This window comes from Bacillus songklensis (genome assembly GCF_042649685.1).
Lineage (GTDB): Bacteria > Bacillota > Bacilli > Bacillales > Bacillaceae_H > Bacillus_BA > Bacillus_BA songklensis.
Genome location: NZ_JBHRZT010000020.1, coordinates 772,167 through 785,137 on the forward strand (window position 1 = coordinate 772,167; position 12,971 = coordinate 785,137).

The 12,971-nt window shown below is 39.4% G+C and carries 14 protein-coding genes; 2 read left to right on the plus strand and 12 right to left on the minus strand.

Annotated features, from left to right (window positions below; genetic code table 11):
- Position 1: 1 nt before the first annotated feature.
- The 4 genes from ACFOU2_RS06880 to ACFOU2_RS06895 all read right to left on the minus strand — a co-directional run bounded on the left by ACFOU2_RS06880 (position 2) and on the right by ACFOU2_RS06895 (position 3,088).
- On the minus strand, positions 2-796 hold the full coding sequence (locus tag ACFOU2_RS06880) for a DUF1444 domain-containing protein (RefSeq protein WP_377913624.1): 795 nt from the start codon (positions 794-796) through the stop codon (positions 2-4).
- A 26-nt stretch (positions 797-822) separates the two neighbouring features.
- Positions 823-1,140, minus strand: a complete 318-nt coding sequence (locus tag ACFOU2_RS06885; RefSeq protein ID WP_377913486.1) for a thioredoxin family protein — start codon at positions 1,138-1,140, stop codon at positions 823-825.
- Between the two features lie 240 nt (positions 1,141-1,380).
- On the minus strand, positions 1,381-1,899 hold the full coding sequence (locus ACFOU2_RS06890; RefSeq protein ID WP_377913488.1) for a DUF84 family protein: 519 nt from the start codon (positions 1,897-1,899) through the stop codon (positions 1,381-1,383).
- A 115-nt stretch (positions 1,900-2,014) separates the two neighbouring features.
- Positions 2,015-3,088: a M42 family metallopeptidase gene (locus ACFOU2_RS06895; protein ID WP_377913490.1), complete on the minus strand. Its 1,074-nt coding sequence runs from the start codon at positions 3,086-3,088 to the stop codon at positions 2,015-2,017.
- Between the two features lie 278 nt (positions 3,089-3,366).
- On the opposite strand from ACFOU2_RS06895, the gene ACFOU2_RS06900 reads away from it, so the two are divergent.
- The gene (locus tag ACFOU2_RS06900) at positions 3,367-3,669 is read left to right on the plus strand and encodes a peptidase (RefSeq protein WP_377913492.1); all 303 of its coding nucleotides are present in this window, start codon (positions 3,367-3,369) and stop codon (positions 3,667-3,669) included.
- Positions 3,670-3,675: 6 nt separating this feature from the next.
- Here the strand turns inward: ACFOU2_RS06900 and ACFOU2_RS06905 are convergent, their stop codons facing one another.
- The gene (locus ACFOU2_RS06905; protein WP_377913626.1) at positions 3,676-4,518 is read right to left on the minus strand and encodes a YtnP family quorum-quenching lactonase; all 843 of its coding nucleotides are present in this window, start codon (positions 4,516-4,518) and stop codon (positions 3,676-3,678) included.
- A gap of 142 nt (positions 4,519-4,660) precedes the next feature.
- On the minus strand, positions 4,661-5,308 hold the full coding sequence (gene trmB, locus ACFOU2_RS06910) for a tRNA (guanosine(46)-N7)-methyltransferase TrmB (RefSeq protein WP_377913494.1): 648 nt from the start codon (positions 5,306-5,308) through the stop codon (positions 4,661-4,663).
- Positions 5,309-5,459: 151 nt separating this feature from the next.
- On the opposite strand from trmB, the gene ACFOU2_RS06915 reads away from it, so the two are divergent.
- A complete protein-coding gene (locus ACFOU2_RS06915) occupies positions 5,460-5,738 on the plus strand; it encodes a YtzH-like family protein (RefSeq protein WP_377913496.1) in 279 nt (92 codons plus the stop codon).
- Between the two features lie 29 nt (positions 5,739-5,767).
- Here ACFOU2_RS06915 and ACFOU2_RS06920 read toward each other — a convergent pair whose 3' ends face one another.
- The 6 genes from ACFOU2_RS06920 to ACFOU2_RS06945 form a co-directional block, all read right to left on the minus strand.
- The gene (locus ACFOU2_RS06920) at positions 5,768-6,541 is read right to left on the minus strand and encodes a phosphotransferase (RefSeq protein ID WP_377913498.1); all 774 of its coding nucleotides are present in this window, start codon (positions 6,539-6,541) and stop codon (positions 5,768-5,770) included.
- 231 nt (positions 6,542-6,772) lie between these two features.
- Positions 6,773-8,929, minus strand: coding sequence for a type I pullulanase (gene pulA / locus ACFOU2_RS06925; protein ID WP_377913500.1), 2,157 nt, complete (start codon positions 8,927-8,929; stop codon positions 6,773-6,775).
- 500 nt (positions 8,930-9,429) lie between these two features.
- The gene (locus ACFOU2_RS06930; protein ID WP_377913502.1) at positions 9,430-10,416 is read right to left on the minus strand and encodes a nuclease-related domain-containing protein; all 987 of its coding nucleotides are present in this window, start codon (positions 10,414-10,416) and stop codon (positions 9,430-9,432) included.
- A gap of 55 nt (positions 10,417-10,471) precedes the next feature.
- A complete protein-coding gene (locus ACFOU2_RS06935; RefSeq protein WP_377913504.1) occupies positions 10,472-10,588 on the minus strand; it encodes an LrgB family protein in 117 nt (38 codons plus the stop codon).
- 246 nt (positions 10,589-10,834) lie between these two features.
- The gene (gene thpR / locus ACFOU2_RS06940; protein ID WP_377913506.1) at positions 10,835-11,410 is read right to left on the minus strand and encodes an RNA 2',3'-cyclic phosphodiesterase; all 576 of its coding nucleotides are present in this window, start codon (positions 11,408-11,410) and stop codon (positions 10,835-10,837) included.
- Positions 11,411-11,656: 246 nt separating this feature from the next.
- The gene (locus tag ACFOU2_RS06945) at positions 11,657-12,850 is read right to left on the minus strand and encodes an MFS transporter (protein WP_377913508.1); all 1,194 of its coding nucleotides are present in this window, start codon (positions 12,848-12,850) and stop codon (positions 11,657-11,659) included.
- Positions 12,851-12,971 lie beyond the last annotated feature (121 nt).

Consider the following 12,971-nt stretch of genomic DNA (forward strand, 5'->3'; position numbering starts at 1 on the left):
TTTATGTTCTTCGATTCTTGCCGAGTATAAAAATTGGTTCCAATTGCCCGTCTTCATATAAAAACGATAGGGCTGTAATCGGGATGCGTCCATTTGTAAAAAAGCTCATTGTCATCTGGGCCAACACGTCATACCCCACATCATTCTGAATATCGGCTAAAATGAGTACATCTTGATGCGGTACAGCGACAGCCATCGTCCCTCTTACTTTTTCAGAAAACTGTTTTAAAAAAGCATCATTTAAAATTCGGCTGGCATCATAGCCATCGTTCGTATTGACAAAATAAAAAGCATTTCCTGCCACCGAATCTTCCTTAAGAGGGAGATTTAAAGAACGTAAGTTGAAGGCGGCAACCTCCCGAATTTGCGTATGGCTCCAATTTTCTTTTTTTAACATTGCGTGGTCGATAAGGCGGTACGTCTTTCCGAGATCTAATGCATAGTAGACCCGTGTTTCTGCCGTATGTTCATCATATACAAGCTCAATGTCTTCTGCTGTTTTTGTCGGAAAAGACGTAGAACGGATAACTGGATAAATATGCTTTTGTTTCCCTTGAAGCTCCTGCTCATCATGCATGACATTCAACGCTTCCGTTATATAGTATATCATCTCATCAAGAGCCGCTTCTTTTTTTTCCTCCCATTTTGCAATGAGCCCCGGCAGAGAGACTGTTGTCCCTTTTTTCGTTTCTTTATGTTCAACCCTTAAAGTGTCTTGCTTTCGATTATAAGAGAGGCTCCAGTCTTCATTAGCCAATCGCTCTTCCAGAAGCTTTCTCATTTTTTGGCTTGTCATCTTCAACGTTGATTCCCCCTACAAAGTCAGGATGGAAGGATATTAATGAACTCTTCGATTTGTTCTTTTGTTTTTCGTTCTTTATTAACATAGCGCCCTGTTTCTTTCCCATCCTTATAGGCAACAAAACTCGGGATACCGAAAATGTTCAATTCCACACATAAATCGATGAACTTATCACGATCCACATAATGAAACTGATAATTTGGATGATTGTCCATAATCTCAGGAAGTACCGGTTCAATAAACCGGCAGTCCGGACACCAGTCTGCAGAAAACATCATGATATGTTTACCGGATTGAATGACTTCTTTATATTGTTCGACAGATTCGATTTTTTGCATCGCTATCTTCTCCTTGTTGGGTATTTTGATTTTTATATAAATCCATCTTAATTTTTTACTATTAGCCGTTTCTTTTCAACCTGTTCATGCTCCTTCTGTTCCTGCCTCTTGAATTAGTTGAAAAGCTGACGTGGCCGCTTTTTGTCATGTCGGATTTTCAACGTGGATCTATATAATCGTTATGTTTATGAAATCATACGCTTTCCTTCAATGCAAGTCTTATACCTCACAGCCGATTCCTCAGCTTTCGTTTACGCGATGGAGGTATTGCCCGACTAACATTTTAACAATGTGGGTGAACATATCGGAGCGATTAACATAACCGCTTGTAAAAATCCCGATCGCTCCTTCTTTCTTACGCACACCTTTTTTTTGTGTGTATTCATCCATTATATCCCCGAGTTCAATACCTTGTTTTAAGGAACGGGAGACTTCTTCAGGCAATAAAATTCTCGCTCCGCCTGCTAAGATAGGTTCCCCCATCAAAGAAACAAGGGCTCCCCAGTTACATAGAAACATCCCGTGTTCGGTCTCTACTACACCACCCTCTAATCCAATGGCAAGGTCGGCTCCTGTTTCCCCTAAAGCATTCCGCGCTCGATTAACAGCCCCTTGAATGGTCTCCTCATCGGAAAAAGGTTGATTAGATACACCTGAAGATACTTCAACTGGTAAAATCTTTGCCTCCATAGATATTAAGGCGGATTCTACCGCTTGTACTTTAGCGGGGTTTACTGTCCCAACTGCTACATGAATCATTCACTCTCTCTCCCTTCTTATCAAAAAGTGCTCCTCATATGTAATTTTCCGCATTTGATAGGGTGTCCCAAAACCACGAAAAGGCAGGTAGTTTTAGGACACCCTTTACTTTCTTTTATGAATTGTTTCTAATCGTATCGACTGTCGTTTTATCCGAAGCCTTAACAAGACGGATTAATAGTTCTTTTGCAGCTGCATAGTCATCTATATGAATCATGGAAGCATGTGTATGAATATAGCGGGAACAAATACCAATGACCGCTGAAGGCACCCCTTCATTGGAGACATGCACACGCCCTGCGTCCGTTCCGCCTTGGGACACGAAGTACTGGTAAGGAATGTTGTGGGTTTCTGCCATATCTAACACAAATTCACGCATACCGCGATGTGTCACCATTGTGCGGTCGAAGATTCGAAGCAAGGTTCCTTTCCCTAATTGGCCGAATGCGTGTTTATCACCTGACATATCGTTAGCCGGACTTGCATCAAGGGCATAAAAAATATCGGGGTTAATCATATTCGCTGCTGATTGCGCCCCTCTTAATCCGACTTCTTCCTGGACGGTTGCCCCGGAGTAAAGGATATTGGGCAGTGTCTCACCTTTCACTTCCTTCAACAGCTCAATCGCAAGCCCGCATCCGTAGCGGTTGTCCCATGCCTTCGCTAATATTTTCTTTTCATTCGCCATCGGGGTAAACGGACAAATCGGAACAATTTGCTGGCCCGGCTTAATCCCCATTCGTTTAGCGTCCTCTTTATCATCGGCTCCTACGTCAATCAGCATGTTTTTGATATCCATCGGCTTATTGCGCTGTGCTTCCTCTAAAAGATGGGGCGGGATAGAGGCAATGACTCCTACAATTGGATCGTTATCTGTCATAATTTGAACTCTCTGAGCGAGCAGCACTTGACTCCACCAGCCGCCAAGTGTTTGAAATCGAATAAGACCTTTTTCCGTAATAGATGTTACCATAAATCCTACTTCATCCATATGTCCTGCCACCATGACAGTCGGGCCTTTTTCATCCCCAACTTTTATGCCAAAAATGCTTCCAAGCCCATCTTGCGTGATTTCATCCGCATACTTCGATAACTCACTGCGCATGAATGCACGAACGGCATGCTCGTTCCCGGGTGCTCCCGGAAGCTCTGTTAATGTTTGAAATAGCTTCATTGTATCTTGATTCATCGCTTTTTCTTCTCCTTTATCTCTCTAAGGGATGGTCAAAATTCTGCTTTTTTCAAGAAGAGAAAATCGTACCTTAGAGACCGATTCATTCAACCAGCTGACTTTCTTTTATGTACTTATGCCATCTCTCATCTAATTTTACAAAAAACATGAAATACTTGCCACTTTTCCTCTTTATCGTTTCAGGATACTTAACAAAAGCAGACCAATTTTGTATACTTTTCATATGACTCGACCATACATTTCCAAATATGAATGGAAAGAGAGATGACTTTTTTATGAAATGGAGAAATCTGTTAACCGGATTTGCAATCGGATTTGCGGCAGCTTATGTCTACCAGAGAAATCAATCTTCTTTATCATCAAGCGAGGCATTACATATTGTCAAACAAGCATTTAAGAAAAATGGGACCATTGATGGATCATGGATTGATACAACAACCAAAATCCTTCGGAAACACGATATGTTTTTTGAAGGATTTAACGGCGGCATTATTCGCACTGTTGATAACGAACAAGAACACTTCGAATTTTTCATTGACCAAAACAGCGGAGCCATTCTAGAGTTAAAGAAAATTTAAGAACACTTAGCGCCGGCGTTCTACTTTTTCAATGATTTCGCCTTGCTCGTTCCACTTTAACGCTCGGTAATAGGCATCATGATAGAAACTAAACCAGGCATTATGCACCAGACCGTATTGGATCCACTTTTGTTTTTGTTCAATGGATGTCATGGGATAGTCGTCATATGCCATTACCCAAAGTGGATTTTGATGAGCATGCGTAGGCAAAATATCAGCTAGATGCAGCAGAACTTCATTGGCGCTTTCGATGACAATAATCGAATGCCCGGCACTATGTCCTCCGGTATGAACCATTTTAATTTCTTTCGTCACTTCATATTGTGTTGAGAACGGGACAACTTGATTCTCAATCGCTTGCCAATTTTCTTTCCAATACGTATTTTTCGAACGGATATTAGGCTCCCTCATTTCATTCCATTCAATTTGTGAGGTAATGATTTGAGCGTTCGGGAACATAGATGATAACTCTTCCTTCTTCATTTTCGTCAATCCAAGTACATGATCAAAATGCAGGTGAGTCATTAAAACCATATCAATATCTTCAACCGATAATTCTAAATGCCGTAAACACTCATCTACGGACGACTCTTCTGTCACCCCGAAATTGCGAAGTTGCTTCTCGGACAAACGTCCTTTTCCCATTCCGGCTTCCACTAAAATATTTTTTCCATCCACTTGAATTAAAAGGGGATCTGCCCTTAATTCAATTTGATTTTTTTCATTCGGAGGGTACTTTTTTGACCAAAGCGCCTTAGGAACCACTCCGAACATGGCACCTCCATCAAGATAATTATTTCCTCCATTCAACCATGTAAGTTTCACTCGACCAACTGTTAACGCTTCCATCATTTCCACCCCCAACTTCATTTCTTTTTCATTTTAACATCAATAAGTAAAAATATTCAAAATATTGAATGCGAACCGGTGTTTTAAACTAAAAGGAGAATGGCTCAAATGGTATGCCTTTTATACCATTTGAGTCATTCCCTTATTTTTCATTCAAGTATTTTACTTCACAACGGTAAATACGTTGTCCTCTTTGAGAGAACTTCTCTTCATACTCCGTCATGACATTGCCTTCAAAGTTGCTTTTGTGTAAATCCAGACTTAAAAATTTCAACAACAATCCATATTCTGAAAAGCTCATTAATGAATATTCAAACAAACCTTGGTTATCAGTCTTAAAGTGAATTTCTCCTCCGTCCACAAGAATGTTTTCATATGATCGGAGGAAAGTTTTATAAGTTAAACGGCGCTTTTCATGACGTGTTTTCGGCCATGGGTCAGAAAAGTTTAAATAAACGCGGGCAACGTCATTTTTGGTAAAATACTTTTCAAGTTCATTCGCATTCACATTCAACAATTTTAAGTTTGGTAATTCTTCTTTAATCAAGCGTTCCAAGGCACTGACAATAACACTTTCATACAATTCAATGCCAATATAATTAATGTGTGGATTTTGTTTAGCCATCCCCACTAAGAATTGGCCTTTGCCTGTCCCTACTTCAATATGCAAAGGATTTGTATTACCAAATACCTCACTCCATTTTCCTTTATACTCTTCAGGATTCGGAATAACATACTGGGGATATTGAGCAAGCATTTCTTTTGCCCATGGTTTATTTCTTAATCTCATGATGACACCTCATTTTATATAATTACAAAAACAAACAAACCGGCAAGGGGAATCATAAGGGTGAAACACCCTTATGATTCCCCTTTACCCATGAATAATTGTCTCTTCCGTGACAAAACTAATAGCATCTATTTGCAAAGGATGTGACATGATGCCTTTAAGTTATAATGACCAGATGTCTATTTTAAGAGATATTTTATCAAATCATCAAAGTGATTGTTGTGGAACCGTATCGGAATGCGAACAAGTTGAAAGACTTATTAACTCAATGCTTGGAAATCAGGCAACGAACGAGCAAATCAAAAATACTCTTTATAACATTTATGATTACAGCCAACGCGGGAAAAATACCCAGCATTTAGACCAACACATTCAATCAAATCAGCAAAATTTATCACAATGGGTAGATGAATTGAACAGCTTCTCATAAAGCGGGAAAAGATGTATTGGCGCCATTATTTAAACAAATCCATTTAAATAATCTTGCCAATACTTCAGCTCCGCTTCTTCGTTTTTGTATTTATACCATTTTATTGAGAAGATGATCTGCCCGATCACATACCATTTCATGCGCTTTTCAAGATCCTCTGTTAACTTTTCGCCATATAAATTAAGCCACTCACCCCAATTTTTCCTCGGGATGTATGAATATAATAATAAACCAAGATCAATGGCAGGATCGGCAATCATGGCTCCATCCCAATCAATCAAATAAAGCTGATTGTCTTCACTTAATAACCAGTTATTATGATTAACATCACAGTGGCACACAACGTATTTTTCTGCCTGAATGTTAGGAAGCTCCCGCCACAAATAATCAAATCCTTTTTGAATAACAGGAAGTCTCTTTAAATCAGGATGCATATCAGCTTCCAATTGCTCCAGTAACTCTTTTGGAAGCAGCGGCATTTTTCCAAGCCTCTTCAACATGTCCAACAATTCTTTTGAATGATGAATTTTGCTTAGTAAAGCAGCCACTTTTTTTGAATCCATATCCTCTGCTTTGAGCTCTCTTCCGGTCAACCAATGTTGAGCCGTAATGACATCTCCGTTTTCCATTCTTTTTGTCCAAACAAGTTTAGGAACAATCCCTTCTGCTGACAAAACGGCTAAAAATGGAGACGAATTGCGTTTTAAAAACAGCTTTCGGTCTTTAAATTTGGCAAAATAGGCCTCTCCAGTTGCGCCGCCAGCAGGAGTAATTTCCCACTCGCTTCCTAATATATGTTCCAACCAATTCACCTTCAATTTCAACACACATTTCATCTCATAGTTTGTCCTGCTCTAACGGGTGGTATAATCATTGCTTTTCCAAGAAGATAACCGTTCCTACAAGCTCGGTTAATTTTACTTCGTTTCATGTAAAGAAATAAAAAAGACAGCTATTGAACCCTCTTTATCAACAGCTATCTCTATAAATTTTAGCTCTAAGTCTATTTTCTAGTCAAGTACAAGGATGAATAATTACATTTGAAATAAAACTAAGGCGCTGACAGGCGATACGTTTATTTCCTTTCCATTAATCAGATCATACCCTATTGGATCAGCATATCGGTCATTTGCAGCCACTTTCCACCTTTGCGCTTCTTTTAGACAAAACGTTTGGTTTTGTATGTCATCATTAAAAGCGACTGTAATGGCTGACCATGGCCCATACTCTTTCACTCCTAATAATTGGTAAACAATGAGGCGGTCATTCGTGTCTAAAAATGATAGATGTCTGCGGATCAATGGAGCATTCGGCAAACGAAAAGCCCGATGATGCTTACGGATTGAGATGATGCCTTTTATATATTCAACATCTTCTTTAAATGTGTATTTTCTATCCCAGTCTAATTGATTGATATGATCAGGAGATTTATAGCTATTTTCCACTCCTTGCTTTGTTCGATAAAACTCTTGACCGCTGTGAAGGAAGGGAATGCCCTGCGATAGCAAAACCATCGTAGTAGCTAATTTTTGCCTTTTTCTCAATATGGCTTCCTCTTCAAAATCATTGCATTTAACAAGTTTATCCCAAAGAGTGTGATTGTCATGTGACTCCACATAATTGATGGTTTGATTCGGTTGACAGAACAATCCTTTCTTGCCTTTTGTCAAAGCAATGCTTCCGGCAATACACTGTTTGACCTCCTCTTTTCGATGGGGATGTCCCAAGGCAAATCCCCGATCATATAAGTTAAATGTACTTCCTTTTATACAGTCACGAAACCGGTCATTAAAATGAGCAATTCTTGGCAGTGCAACCGCATTTTGAATCGTAGCTTTACGTTCATGAGCTAAAGGAGTATTTAAATCCCATCCTTCACCCAATAAAAGGATGGAAGGATCTAATTGGTCCAGCTGAAGCCGAACCTCCTTCATCGTTTCGATATCTAAAATTCCCATCAAATCAAATCTAAAACCATCTACATCATATTCCTTTACCCAAAATAAAATAGAATCGATAATAAACTTTCTCGCCATCACCCGTTCGGACGCAAAATCATTTCCCACTCCCGTGCCGTTCGACGGCATTCCATGTTCATCATGCCGGAAGAAATAACCCGGCACCAGTTGCTCAAACGCAGACTGCTCACGAATAAACACATGGTTAAATACGACATCCATAATGACCCGGATTCCATTTTCGTGAAAAATGGCAATTGCCTGTTTGAGCTCTTTCATTCGGATATACGGATCATGGGGATTAGAAGCATAACTTCCCTCAGGTACTTGGAAATAAAGCGGATTATATCCCCAGTTATAGCTTTTTTCCGGTTCCAGTTCATTAACACCCGCAAAATCATTAACAGGGAGGAGCTCTACATGGGTTATCCCCAATTCTTTCACATAATCGATACCCGTTATTTGGCCATAAGCACCTTTTGTTCCTTTTTCGGTTAAGCCCAAATATTTTCCTTTCTGCCTTATCCCACTGTTTGGATGGATAGAAAAATCGCGGACATGCACTTCATAAATAATCGCATCCGTTTCATAGTGCATAGGCGGACGGGATGCTTTTTTCACATCAGCCTTCTTTAAGTCAATGATTACACTGTATTCACTATTCGCTGTCATCGCCTTTGCATAAGGGTCGTTTACTTCCCGCCACACATCGTTTACACAAACAATAAAAGAATAAAAATGCTTTTCGAGGTTCCCTTTAACTGTACAGCTCCATGTTCCGTGCGACTCGCGGGTCATATCATTCACTTTTTCTTCTTTTGTTTCAGGATTGACGATCTTTAACTTCGCCCTCGTAGCAGTTGGAGCCCAGACCTTAAATAGGCTTTTTTCTGTGCTGTACGTCACACCAAGGTCTTGGCCCTTATAGTAAAACATTGAATCAAACTCATCCGTACGAATCACGGCCCCGATCTGTAAATTCGTTCGCCCCCCATACTCGTCTATAACTTTATACTCATAGCCGATCTGTACATAAAATGTGAGCGGACACTCATATTTCACATGATTTGATAGCTCTGTTTTTCGATCATAGACAAGAGGTTCATGAAGTTCGTTTCCACAAAAACAAAAAGAATCCACATGCCCATCGTGATACGCTTTAGGGACTAAGACTGTAATCAAGTCCATTCGATCTAAATAGGCCTCAAATTTGCAATCAGCCTGCTTCAACATTTCCTCCCCCTTACGTCTAATGTTTTAAATGATTTCACTCAAACCATCATCATTAAAGAAACGGATTAAAAATTAAATTTAATAACATTTTTCACTTATCACATAGTCATAGAGAGGGATATACCGCTTTGCCAATATCCATGTGCATAAATCGTGATATCATTATCAACATTTTAGACAATTGTTATTTATTAATACAAAAGGACAACCACATTCTAGAACAACGTTTAAAGCGCTTACAAATATCCGTATATAACTCGCCTATGTTTAGTGGTTTCACCTGGTTCAAAAAAGCAAGCCCCATCTTCGGGAAATGGTCTTATAAAGCTAATAGGCGAGAAACGAACAGCTAAATATGAGAAACTTATTCTATTGTATACGTGCTATATAAATCCTAAAAAAATCATCTTTTTTACTAAAAATGAACCGTCAAGTAACCCTTGATTTTACCGGGTTTCTCATGACGGTCCATTTTCAGGCGGTTGACTCAAATCATGTTTTTATGCTTTTGAGTCATCCCCTTCTTCTATTTCTTCTTCCAAGTTTCCTAAAAAAGTTGTTTGACTGTTCGCAAGCAAAGCTTGTGCAGCCTTTAATTGAATATGCTTTAAGGGAGAGGATAGCTGGCGAAGCTGGGTAAACCACGGAGAATAAGTACGTTTATCAATTATTTGAACTCCGTACGGCGGAGCGGGACAATCGATAAAGCCGTTATGGCTTAGAATGACTTTATGAATGGGAAAATCCACTCCATGAGATTCATAAAGTCTGCGTACAATTTGCTCCATTCTGTTTAACCCGATCATCGGATTTAACACTTTTCGTTGTGATTTTCCCACCAGTTCATCCCAAAAACGCTCCTTTGAATATTGAAATACACTGCCTTCCTTTCCTTCCAGCATTGAAATGCACCATGTTTCGGTAGGGCTGATTAAAATAACATCCGCTTCAACAGGAGCCTTTTTTACTAAAAAGATAGGTTTATAGAGGACAAGATATGTATCAGGAAACCTTTGCAAAAAGTACTTCAGCGTACTGTCGTGATGGAATCGCCGTTCAAGACGCGATTGTTCCATCAATGTTGAACTTGCCCACTTTAACTGAAAATCAAATAAATGATCTAAAAACAATATCTTTAAATCTTCTATTGTCTTCGGTTCTGTTGTAAACGTATATAGAAATGAATCTTCATGGAGAGAAGAAGGGAATTCGTCAGATTCCTTCCGCTCCGATTCTCTTTCAGATTGTTTTTCCCGCTTTAAAATGCCTTTCAACTTTTGCATGAACGGCTTTTTATTTGACGCCTGGAGCTGTTCTACTGAAAACGCATCCTGAAATCCAAAGTCTTGGAGCAGCCGGCCCGTTTCAAAGGCTGATTTGACACTTTGCCAATTTTTCTTTTTTAAACGAATATATTGAGTCGGGTAATGATAAATATCCTGCTCGTAACGAGAAATATAGTCTTGTAATTTAATTAACTGTGCCATAAACAATCAATCTCCTAATCCTAATTATAGCGGCCGCCCCTATTAATATCGGCTGTCAATACATTTTTAACAGGTGGTACAATGGATACGCCAATACCACAACTGGAGGCCCTAATAGCTCATTAATCCATTTTGCTCCCCCCATATACGCCCCGTAATCAATATTAAACATGAATAGAAGTCTAACGGGTGGTGGTAGCTGCGGGAACAAGCAGTGGACTTGAAAACTTTTTATATAAAAACCTCATAATAAAATAAAGGATAAGCGTTCCTAAGAGAGCCATAAAAATAAGATAATCATCCCGATAATGCTTCCCGGAACAGGAATATACAAGCTTTACTGAATCCACTCCCCAGCCTTGTAAAAAATATATAATTCCCCGATTTGAATGATGATCGGCGCTATTCTCTTCAAAAGTTATCCCTTCCCTTGTAACTGGAATTTATGAATGGGTTCATAGCGCGGCTTACGATGTAAATGGATTTGAAACAAATTAAAACTTTCCACACTAAAAATGGTGTCATGAGGAGGAACAATCATTTCATTCCGATAAGATTCATAAGGAAAGGCTCCTTCCCCCTTCCACTGCTTTGCAATCGTAATGTGAGGACGATAAGGCCGTTCATCCAGACGAAAATCTAAATTTTTACACTCACGGGCAATATCTACTTGAAGCCGATTTAAAGGGGAACTATCGTTTACACCAAGCCAAACTACCCGCGGACTTTCCGACTTTCCGAATGTTTGAAGAGAAGAGATTTGCAAATCGAATGAACGGTGAGACGCAGCAACTTCCATTAAACGCTTTACAAGCACTGTTTTCTGATGTTCAGGTGTACCTCCCAAAAACACGAGCGTTATATGATAATCCCCTTCACTAACCCACGTTTTAAAAGAAAGATTTGGTTGGTTCTGCTTCCTCCAATTCGACAATCGTTCTTGAATCTCTTTTGGAATGCTTACACCAATAAAGTAATGAGCCTGACTTGTCAATGAATTCACCTACTTCATCAAAATATGTTTCTCTGTGTAGCATAACGATTTGGCGCCGCTTTTAACCGAAAAGTTCAAAAAAACATTTTCTTTCCTTCGTAATCTCTCTAAACAGAAAAGGGATGTTATCTAAAAGATAGGCACATTTTAATTTTATCGAATTTCCTACATTTATTATACGAAATGGACCGCTTCCTTGATTTGTCGTAATCCCAACAAACAAACGAAGCGGTCCATGAAGATAATTCAGCCGGACATGTTTGACTCAGCTAAGTCACCTTTTTCCAAATTTTTAATAAAAAATGTTAACGCACACCCCACTAATGTGAGAACACTAAAAAAGCCGTAGACTGTAGACACGGTGTATTTTTCTAACATAAGACCGCCTAAGAAAGTGCAAAACCAGCTCCCCAATCCATTCCCCATAGCTGCATACAAAGATACGGCTGTTGCTCTTACATTCGTTGGTGCCAAGTCCCGTACATATTGTAAAGCGGCCGGGATAAACAAACCGGTTGAAAATCCTTGCAAGATAGTTGTTGCATAGACTATCGTTAAAGACGGCTCAAAGAAATAAAGTGTCCAGCGAACAAGTGCAATAAAAGATGACAATAATAAAATGTGCAAGATTCCCAGTTTTTGAATCCAGGAGCTCGCAAATTTCATGAAGGGCGCTTCACTTCCCGCAGCGAATAAGAAAGCGAGACCAACACCGGTTAATGTACCGCCTAGACCTGTAATATAAAGGCTAAAGTAGAAATTGTTGGCATAAATGGGACCAAAGATCAAAAATGTGGCCAGCAAAAACAGCATGAATTTAGGCATTTTGACTAAGCGGGAAACATCTTCCCGCAAATTCACCTTCAGCGTTTGACTTTCTTTCGGCAGCTGCCATGCAAACAATGCCGCTAAAAATAAAACAACCGCAAATACGTAAAAAATGATCTTTAAGCCAAAAGTTTCTGCCAATCTCCCCACAACCAATACAGACACGGCAAAGCCGATTGCTCCCCACAGACGAATTGCTCCATAGTTGCCGTTTGCTTTTTGAACATAATTTAACGCGATACTATCAGAAATCGGGATAATGGAACTCTGGAAAAATGCCAGCAATGCAGCTATCACTAAAAATGCCGCATATTGCTCGATAAAAGAAAAGAAATAGCCAACCATTCCCGTCCCCATTAGAGTAAGCGTTAAAACCAAACGCGGTTTTTGAGTGTAATCAGCAATCATTCCCCACAGCGGCTGAATAAAAATCATCACGACAGGACTGATAGACATAATCGTCCCTACTTCCGCTCCTGATAGCCCCACAACATCTGATAAATAAACGGAAAGAAGAGGAAATAACCCTCCGATTCCAAAAAAGACAAGAAAATAAAAAAGTACAAAAACGGCTTTCGTATAGCCTTTTTCTTTATTTAGGGCTAACTGCATACATAAGATGCCACCTTTTTAAAGTGATAGATTAGTAGTTTTAGAGACTAAAGAAAGAACCGCTTTCCCTGCACAAGAGAGAGCGGTTTTTTCATCAAATGTATTTTATCATAATTGACTA

What these genes read in the sequence shown, in the direction of transcription:
- ACFOU2_RS06880 (WP_377913624.1), bottom strand. Translation starts at nt 796, where the DNA reads ATGACAAGCCAAAAAATGAGAAAGCTTCTGGAAGAGCGATTGGCTAAT.
- ACFOU2_RS06885 (WP_377913486.1), bottom strand. Translation starts at nt 1,140, where the DNA reads ATGCAAAAAATCGAATCTGTCGAACAATATAAAGAAGTCATTCAATCC.
- ACFOU2_RS06890 (WP_377913488.1), bottom strand. Translation starts at nt 1,899, where the DNA reads ATGATTCATGTAGCAGTTGGGACAGTAAACCCCGCTAAAGTACAAGCG.
- ACFOU2_RS06895 (WP_377913490.1), bottom strand. Translation starts at nt 3,088, where the DNA reads ATGAATCAAGATACAATGAAGCTATTTCAAACATTAACAGAGCTTCCG.
- ACFOU2_RS06900 (WP_377913492.1), top strand. Translation starts at nt 3,367, where the DNA reads ATGAAATGGAGAAATCTGTTAACCGGATTTGCAATCGGATTTGCGGCA.
- ACFOU2_RS06905 (WP_377913626.1), bottom strand. Translation starts at nt 4,518, where the DNA reads ATGGAAGCGTTAACAGTTGGTCGAGTGAAACTTACATGGTTGAATGGA.
- trmB (WP_377913494.1), bottom strand. Translation starts at nt 5,308, where the DNA reads ATGAGATTAAGAAATAAACCATGGGCAAAAGAAATGCTTGCTCAATAT.
- ACFOU2_RS06915 (WP_377913496.1), top strand. Translation starts at nt 5,460, where the DNA reads ATGCCTTTAAGTTATAATGACCAGATGTCTATTTTAAGAGATATTTTA.
- pulA (WP_377913500.1), bottom strand. Translation starts at nt 8,929, where the DNA reads ATGTTGAAGCAGGCTGATTGCAAATTTGAGGCCTATTTAGATCGAATG.
- ACFOU2_RS06930 (WP_377913502.1), bottom strand. Translation starts at nt 10,416, where the DNA reads ATGGCACAGTTAATTAAATTACAAGACTATATTTCTCGTTACGAGCAG.
- ACFOU2_RS06935 (WP_377913504.1), bottom strand. Translation starts at nt 10,588, where the DNA reads ATGTTTAATATTGATTACGGGGCGTATATGGGGGGAGCAAAATGGATT.
- ACFOU2_RS06945 (WP_377913508.1), bottom strand. Translation starts at nt 12,850, where the DNA reads ATGCAGTTAGCCCTAAATAAAGAAAAAGGCTATACGAAAGCCGTTTTT.